The organism is Pedobacter sandarakinus (genome assembly GCF_026240095.1).
Lineage (GTDB): Bacteria > Bacteroidota > Bacteroidia > Sphingobacteriales > Sphingobacteriaceae > Pedobacter > Pedobacter sandarakinus.
In genome coordinates this window covers 59,378-85,643 of record NZ_JAPIVG010000001.1, presented here as the reverse complement: position 1 = coordinate 85,643, position 26,266 = coordinate 59,378, and the positions used below count along the sequence as shown (strand labels likewise).

The window sequence follows — 26,266 nt, the reverse complement described above, 5'->3', positions numbered from 1 at the left end:
TCTTGTTCAGATTTAACCGTTAATAACCTGGATTTTGTGTAAGTGTACCTGCACTCAAATCGATCTCTGTTGAAGGAATTGGCCACACTTCGTTTTTACCTGCTTTCCATCCTTTTGGACCAAAAACAGCAGCTGCACGGCCTTGACGAATTACATCGAAATAACGATCAGATTCCATTGCAAATTCAACCTGTCTTTCTTTCCAAATGGCCTGGCGTAGGGCATCTTTATCATTTGTTGTTACGTCTGGCAATACACCAGCAACGCCGCCACGTGCACGAGCACGAACCTTATTTAACGATGTTTTAGCTAATGTTGGGTTGCCTTGCTCATTTGCTGCTTCAGCATTCATAAGCAATACATCTGCGAAGCGTAAAACCCTAACATTTTGTTGAGCGCCTTCATTAAATCCAGTAATAATTAAACTGAATGGCACATAAGGTTTTTGATTGTACATTGGATTATCACCGACCGCCGGAATTTGGTCTCCTTGTGGGGTAGTTTCACCTCTGAAAATGATGGTTGCATCTCGTCTGGTATCTCCGCTTTCGTAAGCTGCAGCCAATGTAGCCGTTGGCACATTAAAACCCCAACCCCCTGGCGTTCCTCTCACACCTTGCACCTGACTATACTGTGAGGTTGCTGATCCTGCAATGCTCTGATTAATCTCACACTGAATTTCGAAGATCGATTCAATATTATTTTCATTGTTTAAGCGGAATCCTTGCTCATAGTTTGGAAATAAATCATATCCTAAACCTATAACCGTATTGGTTAAAGATAGCACCTGATCCCATTTGCCTAAATACATGGCAACTTTTGCATGGAGTGCTAAAGCAGCGCCTCTGGTTACACGGCCTCTATCTGCTGCCGGGTATACTTGTGGCAAAACAGCTGCCGCATCATCCAAATCTTTTTCAATTGCTGCATATACCTGGGCTTTCGGTGTACGCGGAATGTTAAATTCTGAAGCGTCTTTAGGCAGGGTTAAACGCAATGGCACATCGCCGAACGCACGTACCAATCTAAAATACGAGTAGGCACGTACAAATTTAGCCTCGGCTAAATAACGGGCTTTCAAACTCGCATCCATGCTTATTGCCGGAACATTAACAAGCACCTGATTGCAAAGATTGATATTTTGGTACTGCCCTGTCCAAAAACCTTGAAATTGGCCTTCTGTAGATGAGGCTGAATAATTATCAAAGTTGTTAAGAAAACTTGCATCATTAACCGAGCTTCCTTTCTCAGCATCATCTCCAGGGATGCTTTCAATTGCCAAAGCCGGAAAAGCCGTGTTCTCCCAAGATCTTAAGTTACCATAGATGGCACTCACAGCCTTAGTCGCATCATCTTGCGTTTTCCAAAAAGTAATGGCCGGTTGCTGAGCTTGTGGATCTACATTTAAAAAATCTTTTTTACATGCAGGCAATGTTAAAACCGCTGCGCATAATGCGATTATACTCGCTTTTTGAATATAATTATTTTTATAATTTTTCATCTCTTAATTGATATTAGAAAGTGACTTGAAGACCTAATCTATAAGTTGCTGATAATGGATAAACATTAGCATCAATACCCCTTGAAGTTGGGCCGCTGTTTGAATCATAGCCAATTTCTGGAGTGAAACCTTTATATCCGAATAAGTTTACCGCATTTTGCGCATCAACAAATACTCTCGCTCTCTTCATACTAATTTTACTCATCAAACTCGCTGGTAATGCATAACCTAACTGGATATTTCTAAGACGGATATATGATCCATCTTCCACATAAAATGAATTTGGTGCTGCATTAGTAGTAGAGCCCACATTTGCGGAAGGGTAGGTTGTTGAAGTTCCCTGGCCACGCCACCTATTATCGTAGAAATCTTTGCTAAAATTCTCATTACCAAAACGGAAGGCAATATTTGCATTGTATACATCAACATCGGCTACCCCTTGAATATCAAACGTCAAATCGAAATTCTTATATCCGAAAGTGGAGCTAAAGCCATAACTGTATTTAGGATTTGGATTTCCGAGAACTACACGGTCTTTTCCATCGATTATACCATCGCCATTTGTGTCCACATATCTAAAATCTCCAGGTTTCGCTGATGCACTTTGAGCAGAAGATGCGATGTCAGCTGCATTCTGGAAAATACCTGCTACTTGGTAGCCAAAGAAAGCGCCAATTGGGCCACCCTGAACTGTTCTGGTTGCCAACGCACCATTTGCAATACCTTGGCCGCCACCATAGATAGGATTTAAACCTGTAATTACGGACAATACTTTGTTGTTGTTAATGCCAACATTAGCACTCACCGAGTAGCTAAAATCGCTTTTTGTTTTATCAGCATAGGTTGCTAAAAACTCAAAACCACGGTTTTGGAAGTCGGCCTGGTTGCCAATTAGTCTACTTGATGCAGTGCCAATCGAGCTTAGCACATTGATATCAAAGATTGCTTGCTGGGTTTTTTTGTTGTAGAAACCAGTTTCAATGCTCAAACGATTGTCTAAGAATCTGGCTTCTAAACCCAAATCGGTACCAACCGTACGTTCCCAGTTTAGAAATGAAGGTACAATAGAGTTAACACTTGCACCAGTGTAGCCCACGCCATTGAAAAAAGCGACCAAATTGCCACCTTGTGCAATAGTTAATGTTGTTGGGTTAACTGGAACGCCAGCGTTACCTACTTTACCCCAGGAGCCTTTAAGTTTTAAGTAATTAACAACCTTTTGATCTTTCATGAAGTCTTCGTTTGTTACTACCCAGCCGGCACCTACTGCAGGAAAGTTACCCCATAAGTCGCCTCCATTAAAGAATTGTGAAGCACCATCTCTACGGATTGTAGCATTTAATAAATAACGATCTTTGAAAGCATAATTTACACGACCGAAGTAAGAGGCAGATGTAGTTAAGCTACCGCCATCGCCAACCGTACGTGTGCCTGCAGTTCCAAGTGCAAGATATAAATCACCATCACTAGAATTAGGAACATCAAAGGCCGAAGAGTTGATAAAATAATTTTTCCTTCGTTGCGCAGTTGTACCTGCTAATATGGTTAGGTTATGATCGCCGAATGTATTTTTGTAGGTCAATGTATTCTCGACAATCCAATTTCTGTTCTCATTCCTTCTAACGTCTAGTTTACTTTGCGTATTTCGCTGGCCTTGAGTAGCCTGATAAACAGGAGCATATCCTCTAACTTCATTTTGAGCAAACTCGCCACCTGCGCTTGTTCTGAAAGTGAAATGTTTTGCAAATGTTAACTCTGCGTATACATTGCCGGTGAGGCGATAATTTTTTGATTTTTGATTAAAGAAGTCTAAAGTAACCTGCGGATTGAAGTTGTTTCCACCTCCCAAACCAAAATCATTCGCATCACCATAGGTACCATCAGCATAATAAACTGGCACAACCGGACCTGCAGCGTAAAGCTGACGGAAAATACCTCCATCAATGTCGTTGGTATTGATAGCTGTTCCTGAAACCGTATAACCAATCTTCAAAGGTTTCAAAACCTGGAAGTCGTTAGACAATTTTGCAGTATAACGCTCAAAATCTTGTGTTTTTACGATACCTTCTTCATTGGTATAACCCAAAGAAAAGTTGTAAGTTGTTTTTTCCGTTCCGCCATTTACCGAAACCTGGTGGTTGGTTTGCAACGCATTTCTGAACCCTTGGTTATACCAGTTGGTTCCTTCACCGAAGCTTGCTGGGTTTGCGAATAAGGGCGTTGCAGTTGGATCATTCGAGTTAATCAATTCGTTGATGATTGTTGCGTATTCAGTGGCATTGGTCATTTCGATTTGATTGGTAACTTTCTTATAGCCAACAGAACCATTATAGCTAATTACCGGGTCGCCTGTTTTTCCTTTTTTCGTAGTGATTAAAACCACACCATTTGCCGCCCTGATACCGTAGATCGATTGTGAGGATGCATCCTTGAGGATACTTAAAGACTCAATATCGCTCGGATTTAAGAAACTTACATCATCGAACCATACCCCATCTACTACGTAAAGCACTCCTAAATTCCCATAAATGGTACCTGTACCACGGATAGTAATTTGAGGAGAAGAGCCCGGCGAACCACTATTGGTAATGTTAACTCCGGCAACTTTGCCTTGCAAAGCACTAATTGGATTAACCGATGCCTGTTTAGAAATATCCTCACCCTTTACGGTAGCGACAGAACCCGTAACATCTACCTTTCTTTGTGTACCATAACCTACCACAACAACCTGTTCTAGTTCCTGGCTGGATGATTGTAATACCACATTAATTGTGGTACGGTTATTTACCGATACCTCTTGTGTTACATATCCGATGTATGTAAAAACTAATGTTGCGTTAGCTGGAGCATTAATGCTATATGCACCAGTTGCGTCTGTTTGCGCACCTGTTTGTGTGCCCTTCACTGTAACACTTACACTTGGAACGGTCGACTTGTCGCCACCGTCTGTAACTTTACCTTTAATGGTAATGTTTTGCGCAAATGCTACGTTAATTGCGAGCAAACAAAATAGTGCCAGAACAGAAACTCTTGTAAAGATTTTTTTCATGCTTGTTAAAATTTAGTTTAATTGTTAAGCTAAATGTGAGGTAGATTTCCCTCTTGTGCAAGTGAATTTACCTCTACATTATTACATCAATCTTCATAGAGTGGTATCTCATCACTGTAGACTAATTCCATTTTTGGCCTTAAATCGCAGTATTTTCGATTGTAACTGAATAATTACCAGGTCTCAAGTGTATAAAGTACACCAAGGCGTTTGTGGGGTATTATAAACCTTAGTGAGAGGTATTGATGTAGTGACTCCTGTAAGTTTTAAACCTCTTTTATGCAAGAATTTCAATAAAGGCAATTAATGTGATGGGAGATGGGTATGATTTTGCCAGTCCATACCGTTTGACAAGCTGATAAATATGTGCCAGTAATGGTAAAAAATTAGATATGTCACATGACGAATGCGCCATGTGACATATAAACTATTTTCCTGCCTTACTAAGATCGTACAATGCTTTAACTACTGCATCTGGCATGAATGCATTATAAATTTTAAGTTCATCTATTTTACCCGTCATTAAACCAAAATCAGCATTTGTATTAATGCTTTTGCCAGGAATGAGATTATAATTAGCACCGATGATTAACTCATTGGGTTCATTGCTTTTGAATAGGTTGTTTCCAGTTCCTCTATCCGAGAAGCTACCTATGTTCTCGCCATTAGTAAGTACATTAAAACGTCCAGTTAGCCCATTATAGCTTAGCACCAGGTGAACCCAATTGCCGTTACCAATTTTAGGCGTTTTTGTCGAATTTAAATTGTCTTGTGAACCACCGCCGATCGTTGAAAATCGAGGATTAACCTTTAAGATATCTGTATTTGTAGCAGGATAGCTGTTGGTGTTTAACCTAATATCCAGATTACCATCAAACACGTTTGGTCGGGCGAGTTGCAATAACATCGTTTTTTTCGACCCGTTATTCGAAATCTGAATCCATTGACTTATAGTAAAACTCTTGAACGCATCGGTTTTAAATGCAGCAAATTGGGTAGCATAATATAAATAGCCAGCATTTAAATTAAGTGCTTTTCCTTTGAAACCTTCAACAAACGAGTCGCCAGTTTTCTGTGTAGGCGATGTATTTGTTATTTTTTCGGCATAGGTATCGTCAAAGCTAAAATACGCGACAAGGTTATCTTTTAAAATTTCATCGGAAGTCCTAAAACCACCTACTGTACCCTGATAATCTGTTGGGTCTAAAACTGGTAGATTATTCGGGTTGCCATCTTTTTTACATCCTGCAAATCCTGATATGACCGGGATTAGCACTAGTATATATTTTAAACTATGAATTCGGATTCGTTTCATCTTGAGATATTTTAATTGTTAATAACCAACGTTTTGAGTTAATACACCCTTGCTTAAGTCGATCTGTTGCTGTGGAATGGGCAATAAACGGTCTCTGTTTGGATTATAATTTGTTTTTCCTGCAGCCTGCATTGCATCAGCATCAATTCCCCAACGCACAATATCGAAAAAGCGTTCGTGTTCCATTGCAAGTTCAACTCGGCGTTCCTGTCTGATGGCATTTCTCAGAACATTCTGGTCTGTAGTATTAATATTAGGTAGTGTTCCGGCTACTGCGCCAATTCTGGCACGGGTCCTTACCGTATTTAAGGCATCTTGAGCCAGCGTAAGATTAGCTGAACCTCCAACTTCGTTAGCTGCTTCCGCAAACATGAGTACTACATCGGCATAACGAAGGATACGAACATTCATCCACCATCCGCTGCGAGTGTTATATGCTGCGATGAAGGATGGGTTTGCCAAAACTTTTTGATTGTATTTTAAATTAGGAACTTCGGTAGGATAGAAAGGGGCTTTTTGGCCATAGATGGTAAAATTATCTTTGCCTGCGAAACTACTGTAAAGAATGGTTCTTGTTTTCCTAGGGTCATTTGGTTCGTAAGCGGCCTCGAGTGCTGCACTTGGAGAATTCCATCCCCAACCTCTGTTCCACTCTGTAGTTGTTCCTCTTGTACCCTGAATACTTGCGTATTGCACACCATTTGCGGTTTGAACTGTAGCGCTAGCAGTTGCCTGAATTTCGAAAACTGATTCTTTGCTATTTTCCCCTTTTTCGCTAAAAATGTCGCCGTAAGGAACGCTCAAATCATACTGCCCTGATAACATCACCTGGTTGGCCATAGACATAGCCATTCCCCATTTTTGCTGATACAGGTATGCTTTAGCCAAAATTCCATTCGCTGAACCTTTAGTAGGTCTGCCAATAAATTTCGAAGGCCAGCTTAATGGAAGGTTTGCCGCTGCGAATTGCAAATCAGCCTCAATGAAGGCATATATTTCTGCAGGACTGCTTTGTGGAACGTTTGATGTTACCTCTAGTACTTTATCGATTTTCGGAACTCTTCCAAATGCTCTTACTAGAAAGAAATAGGAGTATCCCCTTAAAAACCTGGCTTCTGCTTCTGCTTGCTTCTTCTGCTGATCATTTGCAACAATTTCGGTGTTATTATAAATTTGATCAATGATGGTGTTACACCTGTTGATCATGGTGTAATACTCTGTCCATAACGTGTTCACCCTGCCATTGGTAAGTACAGGGAAATTATCCATTGCAATAACGTCTGCACCACCATCTGTCGGCGTACTGCCTTTATCAGCATCATCGCTTCTAATGCTGGTAGCAACCATAAAGCCATCTGAAACATAGTTGTAAGCCCTTAACGCACTGTATGCAGAGAATAAAAAAGTATCGTAAGGGGTTCCTCCTTGTGGATAAGGATAGTCGTCTGCTGTATATTCACCTTGTCTTTGTGTATCTAGTAATTTTTGGCAACCAACGTTGGTAGATAAAATAGTTATCGCTAGAAAACCAACAGCAATATTTCTGTTAAAATTATTTAATGTCTTCATCTTTTAATGTTTTAGTTTGATTAAAATGTAACATTCAGGCCAAATGAATATATGGCAGGTACCGGATAGACACCATTATCTGCCCCGCCACCTAAAATGCTGCCGATCTGAGCTTCTGGCGTGTAGCCAGTTGCCTGAGTCCAGGTTTGTACATTTTGTCCACTCACATATATTCTTAGTTTTTGGGCTCCAATCTTATTCATTAGCGTTGGTGCAAAGGTGTAACCAAGTTGAATTGTACGCAATCTGAAATAATCTCCTGGCTCCAAAAAGTAAGAACTAAACTGGAAGTTATTTCCCCTTGTATTGTCTAGAATCGGCTCAACATTAGATGTTCCGGGTCCTGTCCAGGCGTTAAGTCTGTTGCTTTCATAGTTCAATGGAGCGAAGTTTGAAGTGCGTCGTTGTGCATAAATTTCATTCCCTGCAACACCTTGTCCTTCAAGAAGGAAATCGAAAGACTTGTATCCAAGAGATAGGCTTAATCCATAACTATAAGGTGGGAATGGTGTGCCCAGGTAGGTTCTATCTAAAGGTGAAATAATTCCATCGCCATTTACATCTTCGAACGCAATATCGCCAACTTGAGAAGTTGGGAACTGCGCTTGCGTTAGCATTTCCCTAGCTGTTTGATATATCCCTATCTGGCGATAGCCATAAAAATAGCCTATGGATTGTCCGGAGTTGGTAAGGTTTACTCCGGCGTTACCGGTAATCTGAAATTCTGTAGTGTTACCTAAAGATTCTACTCTGTTACGATTGTAGCTGAAATTTCCAGAAAAGTTGTAAGATAATTCACCAATTTTATCACTCCATCCTAAACTTACTTCTATTCCTTTGTTGTTAATCTTTCCCAGGTTGGTGAAAAAGGGTAGCTGACCGGCTAATAATGGAAAGCTGGTTAAAATACCATCAGTTGTTTTGTCGTAGAGGTTAATTTCTGCATTGAAACGATTTTTGAAAGCCTTTAGATCTAGGCCTACGTCCAATCCCTGAACGATTTCGAATCTAAGGTTTGGATCTGGAATATAAGCATTCTGAATTGCAGTATAAACATTCTCACCAAAAACCGCTGTTGAACCATTAGATAAACCTTGTTGATATAGGTTGGGAGATACGCCATTTGAATTACCCAAGCGTCCCCATGAAAGCCTTAATTTCAGATAATCAATGCCCTTTACGTTCTCTTTGAAGAAAGTTTCTTCACTGGCAACCCAGCCTAAACCAACACTTCCAAATGTACCCCATCTGTTCTGCGGAGAAAACCTCGAACTTCCATCTCTTCTGATTGTTCCATTAAATAGGTATTTATCTTTATGGACATAGCTTAATCTGGCAAAGGCACCTACATTTGATTCTTCGCTTCCATCTCCGCCGTTTGATAAGATATTATTTGGGTTTACTACACCTAAATACCAAAGATCTGGATCTCCTGGCACAACTAGGGTACTATCAGTTCTGCTACCACTAACATTTGAAGCCGCAAAGCGTAAGGAAGTAAAACCTGCAAGTGCAGTAATTCTATGTCCACCTTCTAATGACTTTTCATAAGTTAGTGTATGATCTTGCTGGTATCTATGTGTCTCAAATTGACTTTGTGATACCGTAGAACGGAACTGATCGTCTCTTACGATAGTGTTCTGAGCTCCATTCTCTCCAATGTTGATAAACGAAAATGGAGGTCTGGAATAGCCCCTGGAATTACTAAAACCAAAATCTCCATAAAGGGTAGATTTTAATTTGAAGTCTTTTAGAAAGGTTAATTCTGCGAATATGCTTCCATTAAACCGGTAATTCTTATTTACCGACGTCCTATTGCCACGCATAATTGCCGCAACCGGATTACCTACTTGTGCCCGTTGGAAAGATGGAAGAGAGTAGTAAGTATTTTCATCCAATTGAACAGGCACAATTGGAGCCGCCCAAATGGCGTTATTCAAGCTTAATGATGTGCCATTTGGTTTGGCAAAAAAACCAGTTACGTCGCCACCAATTTTAAGTTTATCTGTCACATTGATTTGCTCGCTTAACCTTAGAACATATTTTTCGTAGCTATTGTATTTCACAACACCTTCCTGGTTGTTATAACTTAAGTTAACCAATGTAGTTGTTTTTTCACCGCTATTGCTAAAGCTTAAACTATTACTGCTAATCATTGCGCTGCGGAGAACCTGGTCTTGCCAGTCGGTATTTGCTGTATAATTAGAAAAATCGAAAGCAGGTGCCCCAATGTTCGCCAATTGAGTGGAGTATAGTTTTTTAAATCCATCGGCATCAGCAACTTCAATTTTATTAATCACTTTTTGTACGCCAATATTGGAGGTGAAGTTAACCCTAGTCTGTCCGCGTGCTGCTCTTTTAGTAGTTACTGCTATTACACCGTTTGCACCCCTCAAACCATAAATTGCTGCTGATGAAGCATCTCTTAGTAAATCAATTGATTCGATATCTGCAGGATTAAGGTAGTCGATGTTATCCTGCAGCAAACCATCTACAACATAAAGTGGTGATGCGCTATTGGTGCTGCTTATACCACGAATTCTGATTACAGGTTGAGAACCTGCGCCTCCGGAGTTAACAACGGTTAAGCCAGCTACTTTTCCCTGTAAAGACGATAAAGGATTTACCGCTGGCATTTTAGCCACCTCATCGCCACTTACGCTAGAGATTGAACCCGTCAAATCTTTTCGTTTTTGTGTTCCGTAACCTATAACTACCACTTGTTCTAGTTGTTGACTTGATGATTGTAGTTCAACATTAATAGTTGTGCGGTTATTCACTGGAACTTCGAGGGTAGTATAGCCAATGTAACTAAATACCAAAACTCCATTAGCCGGAGCGCTAATACTAAAATTACCCTTGACATCTGTTTGTGCGCCATTTTGTGTTCCCTTAACAACTACACTTACGCTTGGGATAGTGGATTTGTCTCCACCATCTTTCACATTACCTTTGATAGTAATATCTTGTGCAAATGTTGCGTTAATTGTAAGTAAACAAAAGATTGCCAGAACAGAAAGTTTCGTAAAAATTCTTTTCATGCTTTATAAATTTGGTTATGATTATCCTACAAAAGTGAAGGAGTTTTTTTGGCTGTGCAAACAATCTCACCTCAACATTAGTACATCAACGATAGAACATGGCTTATATTTAACTCCTGATAGCTATATATCGTCGGATAAAATAGGTATAGTCACAAGAAGCCAAGATTTATGTATTCATATGGTGTCAAGAATACACGAAGCAAAATTAGGTGAGTTTTTTTTTACTATGAGAGGTAATGATGTAGTCTATTGAAACCGATTTTATAGGATATTTTCGATCATATCATGAATGTGACATAACTAAGGAAAGAAATTTTAGTGGGCTTACAGTTCCATTAAAAACTCAGTCAGGTTTTTATCGTGTGGAACTTCCAGTTTTTTTCTCAGCCTGTAGCGACGAATTTCTACGCCTCTTAAACTGATATTTAGAAGAGATGACATTTCTTTACTACTCATATTCATTCTTAAATAAGCACAAAGCTTTAGATCGTTTGGTACCAAATCGGGGTGTTGTGCTTTAAGCTTCTTAAAGAAACTCTCATGGGCTTCATTGAAGCTGTTCTCGAACAAATGCCAATCCCGTTCATCATTCATTCCATCATTTATTACTTTTTGGATTTTTCGGGTTTGATCTTCTGAAAGCTTTTTGCCATTCTCATCTTTTAGCTTTGTAATTTCATCGCTCAGTTTCTGTAACAACTCATTTTTATAAACCAAAGTCATGGCCGAATTTGCAAGTTCACGGTTTTTTGAAGCCAATTCGGCCTGAAGTTTTTCGGTTTGTAGTTTGATAATCTGTTTTTCGTTTGCTTCTGTTTCCTGACGCAAAATCTCGTCTTGCTCTGCCTGCAAGCGGTCACTAATTTTTAAGCTATCGCGGCGTAACTTTCGTTCATAGGTTCTTTTGCCAATAATCAGCAAGGCTACGAAAATGATAGCGTAAAAAATAATTGCCCAATTATTTAGGTACCAGGGTCGCAATATGACAAATTCAAAAGTGGTTATTTCAGTAACGGATGAATCGTCTAATTTGGCTCTTACCTTAAATTCATAGCTTCCCGAACTGAGGTTGGTAAAGTCTTTTTGTGTAGCGTAACTCCAGTCAGACCAGTCTTTCGAGTAACCTTTTAAGAAATATTGAAACTTTATTTTTGCTTGCCTGTAGTATGGCAATGCAAAAGAAATCCTAATATTGTTTCTGCTGTAGGGTACTTCTGTCTCTCCACCATCATTCCCGGTTTCACTTATGGTATAATATTTATCGGTAATATCATCAATGCGACGAATTAGCACTGCCGGCAGTTTAACCTTTTGCTTTGCACGGTTTTCTGCTGTATTATAAATTACAAATCCGTCATCAACACTAATTAGATAAATCGAGTTGCTAATCTTGCTGATGTTTTCATAGTATTGTACCATTCTTCCATCAAGTAAACTAAATTGATTGGAGTCGATGTCAACTTTCCCGGGTTCTGTAAAATCTACTAAAGCTGTTTTCCCGTGATCGATAAACCAATATTTTTTGTCGCCCGCTTTGATAATGTTGTTTGACGTAGAAAAGGAACCGAGTTTGTGGTTTAATACATCGTATTTGGTAAATTTATTACTCAGCTCATCGTAGGTAAAAAATCCTTCGTCTGATGAGAATACTATCTTGTTTTCGAGGTTGAAGATATTGATGTTGTAGTTACTTGGCAATCCATTTTTTTCGTCAAAGTATTTAGTGCTGGTAACTTTTGTAAAAGCTGCATTTAATGTAACTTTATATAAACCCTTATAGGCATGCCCCACCCAGATGTCGCCTTTATGATCTTGTTCTATAAATCTTGATGGCGCATCAAAGCCAGCGATTTTTGTTACATATTTTAGCCCCGTTCCTGGTGATTGTTGAAATAGCGAAAGCCCGGTATATGTTCCTTGGACAAAATAATTCGGGTTAGCATTAAGTTTTTTGATCGTCCAACCGCCACTGGTTCTTGAAATCCATTCAATTTTATCACCAAAAACCTTAAACGTACCACTATTATGTCCGCAAACCAGTTCGTTTTCGATGATGGCCAATTCCCACACCTGACCCTGAGAGTTTGGGATTAACCTGAAATTAAAAGGTAGCAACTCATTGTTTGGAAGCCAATCGCTATAAAAAAGCCCCTGGTTAGTACCCAGATAGATTTTATTGTTAAAGATAATGCTCGAATAAACGGTTCCAAATTGTCCGGTTTTATCAAAATAAAAATAAAGCGGCGAATTTAATTCAATTCGATCAATCCCATTATCTAGGCCAGTCCATAGATTTTGTTCATTATCTGCATATAAACTTAGTACTGTATTATTCTGCAACCCACTGGATTTATTAATCTTCTGTACAATTTTCCCGCTCTCATCTATAATGATTAAACCGTTTAATATTGTTCCGTAGGCGTAATATTTACCTAACAAACGCACACCATTATTAAGCTGGAAAGTTTTTAGAAAATCGTTTGCTGCGCTAACCACTGGCTTAAAGTCGCTTCCATCGTAGATAAACAGGCCATTTTTGCTGGTACCAATAATAAACGCATTATTTTTATAAGGCAGTATAGAAAGTACACCTTGCTTGCCTAATTTATCGCTCTGCGCAAGGTAAACCAGTTTGTCGTTAACTAGTTCGTAAAGACCATTTTCTAATACTTCTACAAAATACCTGTCTCGTGCTTTATGTAGAAAAAGGAAAGATTTTGGGGACGAAATGATCTTAATCTTGTTGTTTTTGTAGATGAAGATTTTAGAGAAGGACTGAAAAATTACCTGATCTTTGTCTACATAAATTTTCCAAATTTCATCGGTTATTTTTATGCCCTTTGGTAATAAATTAGTTAATGAATTGTAGGTAAGTTTATTATTTTTAATTGCCCAGAAGCCAAATTCGCCAAAGCATCCGGTGTAGATTCTACCCTTTTCATCTGTTGCTACAGAACGTACAATTTGCCTGTTGGGCATTTTATACTTCTGCCAGTATTTGCCATCGAAAGTAAGTAACCCTTCCGCATTGCCAAAGTACATTACACCCTGCTTGTCTTTCGCAATACTCCAGTTTTGATTTCCAGAAGCATACACCGATTTTGGGTAGTTTTCTATATAAGGAACGCCGATACTCTTAATATCAGCCGCAAAGGCAACGTTTAGAAGAAAATAAAAACTACAGATTGCTCTAACAATTTTTAACATAAAATGGTATTTGGTTAATCCATTGCAGAACAAAGTAAAAAATTTGTTCAATTCGGCTTTATCTGCTCGTTCTTAAATCTAAAGTTAGAATAAATTTCATCTGTAAAAGTGACATAAATGAGCCTTTTTAAGCTAATGCATACCAAAAGATCTAAATAGCACCATTTTACAGTGTTCAATCTGTTAATAATCCGCTTTTCTTGCTTACAGTTTGTGGTACCTTTACATAATAACCTGTTCCATCATATGGGCGCTTACGCGGGTTTGTGGTGCAAGCTGGCGAACAACATCCCTGCAAACTATCGCCGCATTCATCACATTGAGTAATATGCTCATTACATTCAGGATTGGCACAGTTGATCATCTTTGGTGTAGTTTTACCGCAATTATAACATACTGATACAATGGTAGGATTAACCTGATTAACATCTACAGCGATTCGGTTATCAAAAACATAGCACTTGCCCTCGAAATCTTTCCCGCCAGCCTCTTTACCGTACTTAATGATGCCGCCATGTAGTTGGTATACATCGTTGAAACCATGGTGCAATAGTAGGGCAGATGCCTTCTCGCACTTGATCCCACCTGTACAATATGTTAAAACCTTCTTATTTTTATATTTAGCCAACTGGTTAATCTGTTCAGGGAAATCTCTGAAATTTTCGATGTCTAAAGTGATGGCATTTTTAAATTTACCAAGGTTGTGTTCGTAATTAGATCTAACATCTAATATTACCACATCCTCATCATCTTTCATCGCCATAAAATCAATTGGCTCCAAATGTTTGCCAGTTTTTTCGTTTGGATTAATGATCGAAGTATCTCTTAAACCAGAATGCACAATTTCAGATTTATAACGGCAGTGCATTTTTAAAAAGGAAGGCTCATCAACATCATCTATTTTAAATTCTGTTTTGGCAAAACGTTCATCGGCATGTAAGGCTTCCATATAAATAGCGCAAGCTTCTTGCGTGCCTGAGACAGTGCCATTTAAACCTTCATCGGCAACAATAATGCGACCCACGAGGTTCAAAGATTTGCAGAATTTAAGATGATCGGCGGCAAATTGCTCAGCCTCTGCTATATAACTGTAGCAGTAGTAAAGTAGTGTTTGATATTTCTTCATAATGCGTTGATACCGTTGCATACGGCGTTTAATGCAACGCAAAGGTAGCAAAAAAACAGCGATCGAAAAATTTTAACAATATCTAGCCACCAAGCACTGGCAATTAATTAAAAACCATAACTAATTCTAAAACCTTGTGTCAATTTTGTTGCTCCATCGTAAGCGAAACCATAACTTGCCCTAAGTACAAGGCGTTGTATGCCAAAATAGAATTCCTTGTAATTCCTTTTTTCTGGCGATGATAAATATCCTCCACCAATAAATTCTTCGAGTTTGGCTTTGCGGAGGATAGGTACTTTGTTTAAGAAAAACCCGGCAAAATTGTGTTCCAGATGTGCCTCGAAATATTGTTGGTTTGTGCTAAATTGGTAAAAATCTAAATATTGAAACTTTCTCAGATTTGGTGGGAAGATGGTAGAGATGTTACCTGCAAAATGTTTATAATCTAAATAGTACATTTTACTGTTATTCACGAATTTACCAGCGCCTACTAAAAATGAGGTATACCCCCATAGGCCTAAGCCAATTCTATCCTGATATACTTCTAGTTTTAAGAAATCGTAGTCTATATCGCTGCTTAATAGATTATTAAATCCCTTTTTGTATAAAGCGGTGATTCTTGGAAACCTCGATTCCGTATAAAATTTGCCATCGGGCCTTGTAATAAATTTCTGGCCAATAGTGTAGGTTAAACTTGCTGTAGCGCTGAAAGAATTATAAGTCGGAAACAGCGGTGTTTCTACCGCTGGGCTAAAAGGATTATTTGATGTAAATTCTCGTTCCTTATTATCAAAAAATTTAAAATCGCTGCTGTTTGTGAGATAAAAGTTTCGACTGTAATCTACCGCTAAACTTCCTTGCAGGCCATTGGCAAGTTCTCTAGTTGTGTTGATGGAAGCGAAATTCTTTTGGTAAGACTTGGCAAAATTCTTTTCGTACAATAGCGAATTGATGGTATTACCCAGCAAGGTCATTGAACCCAGATTATTTAAATCGAAAATGCCGCTCCCGAAAGACCCACCAACGCTTGCCCTTTTTACCGGGTTGTATAAGTAGTTTGCCGTAATGTTTCCGGTTAATTTTTGATTGGCAAAGCCATACCTCAATTCTGGTCTTACGCTATACATGATGTTATTGGTATATACTTTCCTAAAAGTTACACCATACTTAATGGCGAATCCCTCAACTGTATTATAAAACACCGATTTTAACAGGGGATCGAACGTATAGTATTCCTTATTGTACCTGTCATTGATACTATATCCGTTTAATAGCAGCTTTCCTATGCTAAACCTATTGTTATCGTTTTCCAAAGAATCAAGGTATGCTTTAGATTCTTTGAGCCTGGCTATGCTATCCTTTTTCACGTAATTTTCTTTCTCATCGGTAGTTAGCGGTATAGGCCTGTTATTGCTCCAATAGGCAGAGTCTTTCTTGTTAACCATCTCCGTAACTTTCAGTATTTCTCCATTGAAGAAATTTTTCGGAAAAACCGGATTAAGGTTGTAGTTGCTATATACGCCTACAAAATAACCTGCGAACTTAAAACCTAAAACATTGCCATTAAATTGGAAGTTAATGCTAGTGGGCATGTAAACATTATTCACTTTCGTAAACTGTTGCGCAATGTTGAGCGTGTCTATAAAATTTATACCGGCACTTTTTGTGAGGTATAGATCGGTGTTGTAAACACGCCAGCTTTCGTCTATAATGTAAATAATTCCTCTAAATGCCGGATCATTTTCTCTGCGTGGCGTAACCTGTATTTTGTGAATTAACTCTCCGTTCTCGTTAGACTCACCGACTAACTTATACCTATAATAGAATAGCGCATTATCTGCAATAGGTGAGATAAACCCCCGGGCGCTTAGCTTGTTTTCAAGGAGGTAATTATCGTAGAAATTAATAATTAAGTCTGAGGCTTTGTTAAAGCTAAAGGCATTATTGCGGCCGGCAATTTTAGATGAAATCATTTCCTCATGTACATCATTAGGCCTACGGAAATTGAATTTACTTTGCGATTCCGATAAGTAGATGATGCCTTGCCTATTGGTATCGAGCTCCATTACTTTACTAATATCTTGCCCCATAAATTTTTTTGGTGCACCCTTTAATCTTTGTACACCTTTAATGTAGACATCACAACTGAATTGGGCCACCTCATTTAAATGTGCTTTTCGTTGTTTTATTGCTTTCCTAATAATAGCGTAGGCCGGGTCTTCGGCATTTGCCTTTATGGTTACGTTTTCCAGTGTATAACTCTCGGCAGCAAGTTTCACATCGAGCGTTACATTCGAATGAATATCTACAACACTTTCCTGTTGCTTATAGCCTACAGCCCTGAAACTTAAAACGTGTTCTCCATCGTTAAGTCTTATTTCATATCTCCCATCGATATTTGCTGAAGTACCTGTGGTGGTATTTTTAAGATAAACCGAAGCAAAAGGTACGGCTTGCCCATTAAGATCTTTAACCGTGCCAGAGACAATATGTTGCTGGGCAATGGCTAATTTGGTTAGTGTGCAAAGAAGAACGAGTGCGCAAAATTTTACCATATATAAGGAGTAGTAGACTATAAATATCGAATAAGTTTTTAGACAATACAGATTTTACCTGTTAAAGTTTGTTAATTGAATAGAAAATATATTGATTTATGAACTCAAAGCACCAATTGGAAGACCGACAACAAGTAAAACCTAGGGAGTTAGTTTGTGAAAAATTAGTATTACACGGTATATACTGAGGTATTTAAGCCATTTTTTTTAATAACTTTGGAACAAAAATCACCAAAAAAACATGTACAAAACATTACAACCTGTTCTCCAAAAAGAGCTTGAAGAAATAGAAAATGCCGGATTATTTAAACGCGAACGTATTATTACCACTCCGCAAGGCGCAGATATAAAAGTGAATAGCGGGGCAGAGGTTATTAATTTCTGTGCAAACAATTATTTAGGATTATCATCTCATCCAAAAGTTATCGAAGCGGCTAAGAAAGCTATTGATGATTATGGGTATGGGATGTCGTCGGTTCGTTTTATTTGTGGTACGCAAGATGTACACAAATCCCTTGAAGCCAAAATTTCAAAGTTCTTAGGTACAGAAGATACTATTTTATATGCTGCAGCTTTTGATGCGAATGGTGGAGTTTTCGAGCCCTTATTCAATGCAGAAGATGCCATAATTTCTGATGAATTGAATCATGCTTCCATTATTGATGGTGTGCGTTTATGCAAAGCACAGCGGTTTAGGTACAAAAATGCCGACATGGAAGATTTGGAAAAACAACTCATTGCAGCCAAAGATTGCAGGCACAGAATCATTGTTACAGATGGTGCTTTTTCTATGGATGGTTCTGTAGCGCCATTAGATCAGATTGCTGACCTGGCGGACAAGTATGAAGCATTAATTATGATTGATGAATCGCATTGCTCTGGCTTCATTGGAAAAACTGGTCGCGGTACACACGAACATTTTAATGTGATGAATCGGATCGACATCATTACCGGCACCTTAGGTAAAGCCCTAGGTGGTGCATCTGGTGGTTTCACCTCTGGTAAAAAAGAGATTATCGATATGTTGCGTCAACGTTCTCGCCCTTATTTGTTCTCTAATACTTTAGCTCCTGCAATTGCTGGTGCATCGATAGCGGTTTTAGACATGTTAAGTGAAACCACTTCGCTAAGAGATAAATTAGAAAGCAACACGGCATACTTCCGCGAGAAAATGACGGCTGCAGGTTTCGATATTAAGCCAGGATTTCATCCAATTGTACCTGTAATGCTTTATGATGCAAAAATTGCACAAACATTTGCTGCCAAAATGCTTGATGAAGGAATTTACGTTATCGGCTTCTTTTACCCTGTGGTGCCCCAGGGCAAAGCCCGCATTAGGGTTCAGCTTTCTGCTGCGCATGAGCAACACCATTTAGACAAGGCCATTGAAGCCTTTACCAAAGTTGGTAAAGAACTAGGCGTAATCTAAACAACAACCTCCTAAATAAATTATAGAGCTACCATGTGTAGCTTTTTTTATTTTTGAGTTCATTTTCTTTTATAATGACGTTCTAAAGAGATTATTTGAACCCGTTGGAAGTAAAATCTTAAGATTATTTGCCGTATATTTGAACCCATGTTACAGGATAAAATAACACAGTATACTGACAAGATTAATGCTTTTGTGACCGAAAAAGCAGATGAATTAGAACAGTTCCGTATAAAATACTTAGGCAGCAAGGGGATTATCAAAGAAATATTTGAAGAATTTAAAACCGTTTCTGTCGAAGAGAAAAGGTCTTTAGGAAAAGTATTAAATGAATTTAAGCAACTTGCAGAATCGAAATATCAAACCCTAAAAGAGTCTACAGAACAATCGGGTGGTAAAGCTGATGAACTCAGCTTAGATTTAAGTTTACCAGGCGAGGGTTTTGAAATTGGTTCACGTCATCCACTGGCTTTGGTAAGAAGGGAAATTGTAGAGATTTTCGCTAAAGTTGGTTTTACAGTAGCCGAAGGGCCAGAAATAGAAGATGATTGGCATAACTTCTCTGCGCTCAACTTTCCGGAAGAGCACCCTGCCAGAGACATGCAAGATACCTTTTTCATAAAAAAGGGTGGCGAAAAAGGTGATATAGCATTACGTACACATACATCATCTGTGCAGGTACGGATGATGGAACAAGGCCAACCACCATTTAGAGCTATAATGCCAGGCAGGGTCTACCGTAACGAGGCAATATCTGCCAGGGCGCACTGCTTTTTCCATCAGATTGAAGGTTTGTATGTTGATGAGAATGTATCGTTCGCAGATTTAAAACAAACCCTGTTTTACTTTGTACAAGAGTTATACGGGGAGGGAACCAAAATCCGTTTCCGCCCATCTTATTTCCCATTTACAGAACCTTCAGCAGAAATGGATATTTCTTGTACCATTTGCAAGGGCGAGGGATGCCAGCTATGTAAATATAGTGGTTGGGTAGAAATTTTGGGCTGCGGTATGGTAGATCCTAATGTTTTGGACAACTGCGGTATAGATTCGAAAAAATATAGCGGCTTTGCGTTCGGTATGGGTATTGAGCGTATTGCCAACCTTAAGTATGTAATTAAAGATTTGCGGTTGTTTTCAGAAAATGATATACGTTTCTTAAAGCAGTTTAAGTCTGCATTAATATAATGAAGAAGCACCTTTATTGCCTATTGTTTGTATTCGCTTTTTTTACCGGTTGTGGTAAGGAAGAAAACTACATTCCGGATGTAGTGGTTAACTATAATGTAACCCTTACCGAGTTTAGCTTAAAAGCGACTAATAATGTGTTATTGGTGCCCAACCAGGGTGTAGCCGGATTGATCATTGTAAAAACACCTTTGGGTGGTTTTGTAGCATTTGATCGTTGTAGTACTGTTAACCCGGAAAATAAATGTAAAATAGTGCCCGATGATAATGGTTTAATTGCTACAGATCCATGTTCGGGTGCGAAGTTCTCATTGCTAGATGGAAGCCCTCAGAAAGCGCCTGCAGAAAAAACACTAAAGCAGTATAATATCTCTTTGCAAGGCAATGTACTTATAAATGTAAGCAATTAATGGAAGCCGAAAAAATTAAAGAAACCGTAAAGAAAGCAGCAAAAGAGCTATTTAGAAAGTACGGTTATCATAAAACCAGTGTAAACGAGATTGCAAAGAAAGCCCGCATTGCTAAAGCTACCATCTACAAGTATTTCGAAAGCAAGGAGCAGGTTTTAGACAGTATCTTGATGGATTACCTCGATCAAAATTTAAATGAGATTATCAATAATAAGGTAAGCTACGGTTCTGAAGAAGAGCATTTGAAAGCTTTGGTAATGAAAACCAGTCGACTGTCTTTTACGGCGTGTAATGAATTTATTGGTTGGGATTTTGTTCGCGAGAATGCAAATTCGCAAGAGTTTTTAAAACACTTATCAGATCAGTTAGAGGCGTTACTACTCGCTGCCTATCTCGAACTTGATAACTTTAAAAATAATCCCGCCAGGAGAGAGGGGTTAGCTTTCTTACTAAAGGCGAGCAAAAGTATCGTATTTTCATTTGCCTTTACTTCTGTAAGTGACGCTGATGTGCGGAAAAATTTTGTGAGTTTCCAAAAAGAAATTTTGCCGTTTTTAGTCAAGGCAGCGCTGTAATTTATTGCTCAGCGTAGTATTCCTTGGTTTTAAATCTTTGAACCGTCTTCTTTATAGCACCATTAATCCGTTTCTGTGTAATTACGATTACTTCATCGCCAATGGTCGAATCTTCAATTACCGATGACACTTCAGTTAAGCCCTTTTTTCCATTCAGGGCATAGTCAATTTTCTTTAAATAGCAGCAGCCGTCTCTTTGTTCGATACTGATGAGCTTACTTTTGGCGTTAACAGTAAACATGCCCAAGTTTTCGCTCGCCAGTTTAGTATAAGATACATTCAATTCAAATTTGCTTCCGTTGTTAAGGTAAACATCAAAGGAAGGACTTGCATATGTACCATTGTTGCCATTTCTAATGGCTACGTCTTCATTGCCATCAAAATCAAAATCACCAAAAACAAGCGGGCTTTGGTATTTGCCAAGATCCAACCATCCAATGGCAGCATTTTGGTTGCTGTTTAACGCAAAATTTAAGTTCGTCGACTTAAACGTTTGCAACTCTCGATCAGTTATTTTATCATAAATAATCAGCGTTGCTTTACCATCGCAAATTCCACCCTCGCAGTTCGCTACAAAGATTTTAGCTTTGTATTTTTCTGAACAGTTATTTGCAAGAAACTTAAATTGAGCTCGGCCGGTTATGGCAACAAGAAGTAATATTGTAAGTGAGCCGAAAAATTTCATCAAGCCTTTTTCTTCAAAAGTACTTCAATAAAATAACCATAAAAGTTAAAAAAAGTTAAGTTTAGAATAGGGTTTTAAATCCCATATTGTATTATTCCCACTTGAATACTTTAACTGCTACGGCGTAAATTACAATTCCCCAGATTAGTAAAATCATAATCTGGAAATTCACATCCCACAAACCGGCCCCTTCAAAAGCCACTTTTCTCATGGCATCGTTCAAATAGGTTAATGGCAAAGCCCTGCTGATGGGTTGCAACCATTTCGGAAAAGCCTCGATAGAAAAGAATGTGCCCGATAATAAAAACTGAGGAAGGGTTACAATATTTGAAATTGGTGGAACCATGCTTTCGTTTTTTGCGATCCCAGAGATGATAAAGCCAAATCCCATAAAAACGATGACACCCAAGGTAGCAAGCAGCAACATATTAAGCACCGTAATTGCTCCATGCACTAATGTAAAACCAAAAAAGAAATGACCTATTAAGATGATGAATAAGGCCCCAATTAGGGCAAAGCCGATTCTTGCAATGCCCTCACCAATAACAATGCTAGCTCTACTAACCGGTGTGGCAAAAAAACGTTTAATTACGAGTGTTTGGCGCAAGCTTAAAAAAACGAATGCGGTTCCAAACACCCCGGTACTTAAAAGCGAGAAACCCAGCTGACCAGGTAAAATAAAATCGATGGTTTTATACGCTCTTCCGGTAACAGTACTCTCCTTGATCTCGGCAACTGTTGGCTTTAAGGTCTTATCATAGAAAACACTATTCAATACAGATTTTAAAATTCCACCTTTATCTCTAGATGCAGAGGTATAAACTACATTTACAGAATAAGCAGCAGTATTTACCTTCCTATGCACATCAATCATGGCATCGATATTTCCCTTTTCCAAGAGTTTATCATAATCAGCTTTGCTTTTATCTAGCACCAGCCGAATCATTCCCGTTTTATCAAGCATCGTAATAACGGGGCTATTAAGGTCAGACCCTGGCGTAACACCCACGTCTATCCGTGTGCCGCCACCGCCCAGAAAACCAAATACCAGAATGAAGATCAATGGAAAGGCTAACGTAAAAACCACGGCAGACGGGCTGCGCATAATGGATCGGAAACTAGCCTTCGCCAAGGCCAAAGTTGCCTTAACATTGCTGTACTTATTACTGCCCGAAGCAGCTTTTGCATTTTTTTCGCCCATGATTTATCGTAAATCTGTTATATCGTTTTGTGTTAAGGTTGCTTTTTACCAGTTTAGCTGAGCGATTATTCTCTCCACTCTTTACCTGTTAAATTAATAAAAACATCTTCCAGGTTAGCCTTCTTCACCTCCTTTTTACGCTCAAAACCACTGTTTACCAATTGGTCAATAAGATTATCTGGCGTATCTAGTGCAATAATCTGTCCTCGCTCTACAAAGGCTACGCGATCGCACAATTGTTCCGCTTCATCCATGTAATGCGTCGTAATTACAACTGTGGTGCCGGCGTCTCTAATTTCAATAATTAAATCCCATAAATTTCTGCGTGCCTGTGGGTCTAAACCGGTTGTTGGCTCATCAAGAAAAATTATTTTTGGTTGATTAATTAATGTGGTTGCGATAGAGAAACGCTGCTTTTGCCCGCCAGATAAAGCTTTGTATTTTGCTTTTGCTTTGTCTTGTAGGTTTACCTTCTCAAGCATCTCCATTGGTATAATGTTAGCACCATATAAACCGGCAAAAAGCTCAATAAGCTCTAGGAGGTTTAGGTTAGGGTAGTAGCCCGCTGCCTGGAGTTGTACACCAATTATTTTTTTAATATCCTGCGGATGCTTGTCTACGGAAAATCCATCAACTATAATTTCGCCAGCAGTTTTAGCTCTTAAAGTTTCAATGATTTCCAGCGTAGTCGTTTTACCCGCACCGTTTGGCCCAAGTAAGCCAAAAATTTCATTTTCATAAACTTCAAAACTTAAATCCTCTACAGCGGTAAAATCATCATATTTTTTAAACAGATTTTTTACGCTGATAATGGCTTTTTTTGTTTCCATGGTGCTAATGTAACAACCTTTAAGTGAATAGATGATGAGTTTTATTTTACGTACCCAAAAAAACGCCAGATAGTTTTTTGAAGGCCAAAGGAATAAACAACAAAATCTGCGAAGCTTAAGCCAATAAGCTAAAGGTTCGCAGATTTATCATTGTAGTAATGATGCCTACATCAGTTGCTTTATCATATTAATTGGCTACCAGACCAATTCGCCCTTCATTACGTTTACAAAATCATCGAACAGGTAACGAGAATCGTGCGGGCCAGGAGATGATTCTGGGTGGTACTGTACAGAAAATGCTTTTTTACCCTTAACTCGGATGCCCTCGATAGATTTGTCATTCAAATTGATGTGGGTAACCTCTACTTTATCAGATTTTAAAACCTCGTCTGGTACAACACCGAAACCATGGTTTTGCGAAGTAACTTCGCAGTGGTTTTTTATAACATTTTTTACGGGATGATTTAACCCACGGTGACCATTAAACATTTTCATGGTGCCAATGTCGTTGGCTTCCGCCAATAGTTGGTGCCCTAAGCAAATTCCGAATAAAGGTTTGTTTTCCTCTAAAATTTCTTTAATGGTATTTACAGCATATGGCATCACTGATGGATCGCCAGGACCATTAGAAATAAAATATCCATCGGGACTAAATTTTTCCATTTCGGAGAAAGTGGTTTTAGCCGGAAATACCTGAACATAAATATCTCTGTTTTCGAAACTACGAAGGATGTTTTTCTTAATGCCAAGATCCAATGCAGCAACTTTTAGGCTCGCATCTGGGTTACCAAAAAAATATGGTTCGTTTGTACTCACCTTAGAAGAAAGCTCTAACCCCTCCATTGATGGCACCTCTGCCAGTTTCTGTTTCAATTCATCTAAATCAGTTATCTCAGAAGAAATAATCGCATTCATGGCACCTTTATCTCTAATATGACGTACAAGCGCCCTCGTGTCGATATCAGAAATGGCCACTAAGTTATCATTCTGGAAATAATCCTGAATAGATTCTGTTGCTTGCTTACGGCTATAAACAATGTTGTAATTCTTGCAAACCAAACCAGCAATTTTAATCGAATCAGATTCAATTTCCTCTCTTTGGATACCGTAATTGCCGATATGCGAATTGGTGGTAACCATTATTTGTCCGAAATAACTGGGATCAGTAAAAATTTCCTGGTAACCTGTCATCCCGGTATTAAAACAAATTTCGCCCGTTGTGGTGCCAATTTTTCCGGCAGCTTTGCCGTAAAAAACCGTACCATCGGCCAGTAATAAAATCGCAGGTAACTTGGTGTAGTTAGTCATGGTAATTACAATGTGGATTTTGGGTTAAAAAAGAGTTGAAAAAAGGGTTGCTTTCAGCAGTAAAGCTGTTTTTGCCGGATGCAAAAAAAGATGAATAAATCCCTTCCATTTCGGGGTACAAAGATAGGTTTTAAGATTGGCAATGTAAAGAGAAAAATAAAATAAGCCCGCATGAAAATCACAAGTTCATCAACTCCTGGCTATCTAAGCCCTGTAATTTTAAAAATTATTTTAGTTTGAGATTGCGTCTATGTTTTACGTTTTGCTTATCAGCTTAATTGAAGAAAAAACAATACTTTTGGGCATTAAAACCCAAGCCATGTCGGTACACAAGGAAATAAAAAGAATAACCACGCACATTTTGCAGGAAATGAAGCAGCGAGGTGAAAAAATATCAATGCTTACAGCTTACGATTATTCGATGGCCACCATTTTAGACGATGCTGGTTTAGATGTATTGCTTGTTGGCGATTCGGCATCAAACGTAATGGCTGGCCATGAAACTACCTTGCCAATTACCCTCGATCAAATGATTTACCATGCGGCCTCGGTAATTAGGGCTGTAAAGCGTGCTTTTGTAGTGGTCGATTTACCTTTTGGTTCTTATCAAGGTAATTCTAAAGAAGCCTTAAATTCGGCTATCAGGATCATGAAAGAGTCTGGTGCACATGGTGTTAAGCTAGAAGGCGGCGAAGAAATCATCGAATCTGTACAGCGTATAATTACTGCCGGTATCCCGGTAATGGGTCATCTGGGCTTAACGCCGCAATCTATTTATAAATTTGGCACTTATACCGTTAGAGCTAAAGAAGACGCTGAGGCCAATAAGCTTAAAACCGACATTTTGGCCTTACAGGCCGCAGGTTGTTTTGCTGTGGTGTTAGAGAAAATTCCGGCGGCGCTTGGAAAAGAGGTGTCAGAAAGCCTGCATATTCCAACCATTGGCATTGGCGCCGGGCCACATTGCGATGGACAAGTTTTGGTAGTAAACGATATGATTGGCCTCACTAAAGGCTTTAAACCACGTTTTCTGCGCCAATATATTAATTTGTACGAAGAGATTCTTGGCGCAGCGCAGTCTTACATTCACGATGTGAAGGGTAACGATTTTCCAAACGAGAAAGAGCAGTACTAGATATTTTTTTTGGAAAGCACTGGCAGCATTTCAATTGATGTTAGTCCCGCTTTCCGTTATAGCTCCGATTGAAAAAAATCGGAGGCTGCCACTGCAATCGGGTTTAAGAACATCATGTGGTACACAACACTTTAACCAT

The 26,266-nt window shown here is 38.9% G+C and carries 17 protein-coding genes; 5 read left to right on the top strand and 12 right to left on the bottom strand.

Translation table 11 applies throughout. The features are described 5' to 3' along the window. Positions 1-19: 19 nt before the first annotated feature. The 8 genes from OQ268_RS00340 to OQ268_RS00305 all read right to left on the bottom strand — a co-directional run bounded on the left by OQ268_RS00340 (position 20) and on the right by OQ268_RS00305 (position 17,366). Positions 20-1,501, bottom strand: a complete 1,482-nt coding sequence (locus OQ268_RS00340; RefSeq protein ID WP_265854068.1) for a RagB/SusD family nutrient uptake outer membrane protein — start codon at positions 1,499-1,501, stop codon at positions 20-22. 13 nt (positions 1,502-1,514) lie between these two features. Beyond that, positions 1,515-4,550: a SusC/RagA family TonB-linked outer membrane protein gene (locus OQ268_RS00335; protein ID WP_265854067.1), complete on the bottom strand. Its 3,036-nt coding sequence runs from the start codon at positions 4,548-4,550 to the stop codon at positions 1,515-1,517. Positions 4,551-4,977: 427 nt separating this feature from the next. After that, a complete protein-coding gene (locus OQ268_RS00330; RefSeq protein ID WP_265854066.1) occupies positions 4,978-5,865 on the bottom strand; it encodes a LamG-like jellyroll fold domain-containing protein in 888 nt (295 codons plus the stop codon). Between the two features lie 18 nt (positions 5,866-5,883). After that, positions 5,884-7,434 carry a RagB/SusD family nutrient uptake outer membrane protein gene (locus OQ268_RS00325; protein ID WP_265854065.1) on the bottom strand — a complete coding sequence of 517 codons (1,551 nt, stop codon included), beginning with the start codon at positions 7,432-7,434 and terminating at the stop codon, positions 5,884-5,886. Positions 7,435-7,454: 20 nt separating this feature from the next. Next, positions 7,455-10,475: a SusC/RagA family TonB-linked outer membrane protein gene (locus OQ268_RS00320; protein ID WP_265854064.1), complete on the bottom strand. Its 3,021-nt coding sequence runs from the start codon at positions 10,473-10,475 to the stop codon at positions 7,455-7,457. A gap of 327 nt (positions 10,476-10,802) precedes the next feature. Beyond that, on the bottom strand, positions 10,803-13,685 hold the full coding sequence (locus OQ268_RS00315; protein ID WP_265854063.1) for a ligand-binding sensor domain-containing protein: 2,883 nt from the start codon (positions 13,683-13,685) through the stop codon (positions 10,803-10,805). Between the two features lie 175 nt (positions 13,686-13,860). Continuing rightward, positions 13,861-14,811: an oxygen-dependent tRNA uridine(34) hydroxylase TrhO gene (gene trhO, locus OQ268_RS00310; RefSeq protein WP_265854062.1), complete on the bottom strand. Its 951-nt coding sequence runs from the start codon at positions 14,809-14,811 to the stop codon at positions 13,861-13,863. A gap of 107 nt (positions 14,812-14,918) precedes the next feature. Further along, positions 14,919-17,366 (bottom strand): DUF5686 and carboxypeptidase regulatory-like domain-containing protein, encoded by a 2,448-nt coding sequence (locus OQ268_RS00305; RefSeq protein WP_265854061.1) that lies wholly within the window; start codon positions 17,364-17,366, stop codon positions 14,919-14,921. 241 nt (positions 17,367-17,607) lie between these two features. Between OQ268_RS00305 and kbl the strand changes: the two genes are divergently transcribed. The 4 genes from kbl (at position 17,608) to OQ268_RS00285 (ending at position 20,968) form a co-directional block, all read left to right on the top strand. Beyond that, complete coding sequence (gene kbl / locus OQ268_RS00300; RefSeq protein ID WP_265854060.1) at positions 17,608-18,795, top strand: glycine C-acetyltransferase; 1,188 nt, start codon at positions 17,608-17,610, stop codon at positions 18,793-18,795. Between the two features lie 147 nt (positions 18,796-18,942). Then, positions 18,943-19,983 (top strand): phenylalanine--tRNA ligase subunit alpha, encoded by a 1,041-nt coding sequence (gene pheS / locus OQ268_RS00295; RefSeq protein ID WP_265854059.1) that lies wholly within the window; start codon positions 18,943-18,945, stop codon positions 19,981-19,983. Then, entirely contained in the window at positions 19,983-20,393 is a 411-nt protein-coding gene (locus OQ268_RS00290; RefSeq protein WP_265854058.1) for a Rieske (2Fe-2S) protein, read from the top strand. Before pheS ends, OQ268_RS00290 begins: the two co-directional genes overlap by 1 nt. Beyond that, positions 20,393-20,968, top strand: coding sequence for a TetR/AcrR family transcriptional regulator (locus OQ268_RS00285; protein WP_265854057.1), 576 nt, complete (start codon positions 20,393-20,395; stop codon positions 20,966-20,968). Before OQ268_RS00290 ends, OQ268_RS00285 begins: the two co-directional genes overlap by 1 nt. 1 nt (position 20,969) lies before the next feature. On the opposite strand, the gene OQ268_RS00280 is transcribed toward OQ268_RS00285, so the two are convergent. The 4 genes from OQ268_RS00280 to carA all read right to left on the bottom strand — a co-directional run bounded on the left by OQ268_RS00280 (position 20,970) and on the right by carA (position 24,992). Next, positions 20,970-21,653 (bottom strand): XAC2610-related protein, encoded by a 684-nt coding sequence (locus OQ268_RS00280; protein WP_265854056.1) that lies wholly within the window; start codon positions 21,651-21,653, stop codon positions 20,970-20,972. Positions 21,654-21,744: 91 nt separating this feature from the next. After that, entirely contained in the window at positions 21,745-22,854 is a 1,110-nt protein-coding gene (locus tag OQ268_RS00275; protein WP_265854055.1) for an ABC transporter permease, read from the bottom strand. 65 nt (positions 22,855-22,919) lie between these two features. Then, entirely contained in the window at positions 22,920-23,684 is a 765-nt protein-coding gene (locus OQ268_RS00270; protein WP_265854054.1) for an ABC transporter ATP-binding protein, read from the bottom strand. 195 nt (positions 23,685-23,879) lie between these two features. Then, positions 23,880-24,992, bottom strand: coding sequence for a glutamine-hydrolyzing carbamoyl-phosphate synthase small subunit (carA, locus tag OQ268_RS00265; RefSeq protein WP_265854053.1), 1,113 nt, complete (start codon positions 24,990-24,992; stop codon positions 23,880-23,882). 319 nt (positions 24,993-25,311) lie between these two features. Between carA and panB the strand changes: the two genes are divergently transcribed. After that, positions 25,312-26,127 carry a 3-methyl-2-oxobutanoate hydroxymethyltransferase gene (gene panB / locus OQ268_RS00260; RefSeq protein WP_265854052.1) on the top strand — a complete coding sequence of 272 codons (816 nt, stop codon included), beginning with the start codon at positions 25,312-25,314 and terminating at the stop codon, positions 26,125-26,127. The last annotated feature ends 139 nt before the right edge of the window (positions 26,128-26,266 follow it).

Bases quoted from the DNA above. Each gene is read 5' to 3' on its own strand.
- OQ268_RS00270 (WP_265854054.1), bottom strand. From the start codon at position 23,684: ATGGAAACAAAAAAAGCCATTATCAGCGTAAAAAATCTGTTTAAAAAA.
- panB (WP_265854052.1), top strand. From the start codon at position 25,312: ATGTCGGTACACAAGGAAATAAAAAGAATAACCACGCACATTTTGCAG.
- OQ268_RS00305 (WP_265854061.1), bottom strand. From the start codon at position 17,366: ATGGTAAAATTTTGCGCACTCGTTCTTCTTTGCACACTAACCAAATTA.
- OQ268_RS00325 (WP_265854065.1), bottom strand. From the start codon at position 7,434: ATGAAGACATTAAATAATTTTAACAGAAATATTGCTGTTGGTTTTCTA.
- OQ268_RS00315 (WP_265854063.1), bottom strand. From the start codon at position 13,685: ATGTTAAAAATTGTTAGAGCAATCTGTAGTTTTTATTTTCTTCTAAAC.
- kbl (WP_265854060.1), top strand. From the start codon at position 17,608: ATGTACAAAACATTACAACCTGTTCTCCAAAAAGAGCTTGAAGAAATA.
- OQ268_RS00335 (WP_265854067.1), bottom strand. From the start codon at position 4,550: ATGAAAAAAATCTTTACAAGAGTTTCTGTTCTGGCACTATTTTGTTTG.
- OQ268_RS00275 (WP_265854055.1), bottom strand. From the start codon at position 22,854: ATGGGCGAAAAAAATGCAAAAGCTGCTTCGGGCAGTAATAAGTACAGC.
- pheS (WP_265854059.1), top strand. From the start codon at position 18,943: ATGTTACAGGATAAAATAACACAGTATACTGACAAGATTAATGCTTTT.
- OQ268_RS00330 (WP_265854066.1), bottom strand. From the start codon at position 5,865: ATGAAACGAATCCGAATTCATAGTTTAAAATATATACTAGTGCTAATC.
- OQ268_RS00340 (WP_265854068.1), bottom strand. From the start codon at position 1,501: ATGAAAAATTATAAAAATAATTATATTCAAAAAGCGAGTATAATCGCA.
- OQ268_RS00290 (WP_265854058.1), top strand. From the start codon at position 19,983: ATGAAGAAGCACCTTTATTGCCTATTGTTTGTATTCGCTTTTTTTACC.
- OQ268_RS00285 (WP_265854057.1), top strand. From the start codon at position 20,393: ATGGAAGCCGAAAAAATTAAAGAAACCGTAAAGAAAGCAGCAAAAGAG.
- OQ268_RS00280 (WP_265854056.1), bottom strand. From the start codon at position 21,653: ATGAAATTTTTCGGCTCACTTACAATATTACTTCTTGTTGCCATAACC.
- trhO (WP_265854062.1), bottom strand. From the start codon at position 14,811: ATGAAGAAATATCAAACACTACTTTACTACTGCTACAGTTATATAGCA.
- carA (WP_265854053.1), bottom strand. From the start codon at position 24,992: ATGACTAACTACACCAAGTTACCTGCGATTTTATTACTGGCCGATGGT.
- OQ268_RS00320 (WP_265854064.1), bottom strand. From the start codon at position 10,475: ATGAAAAGAATTTTTACGAAACTTTCTGTTCTGGCAATCTTTTGTTTA.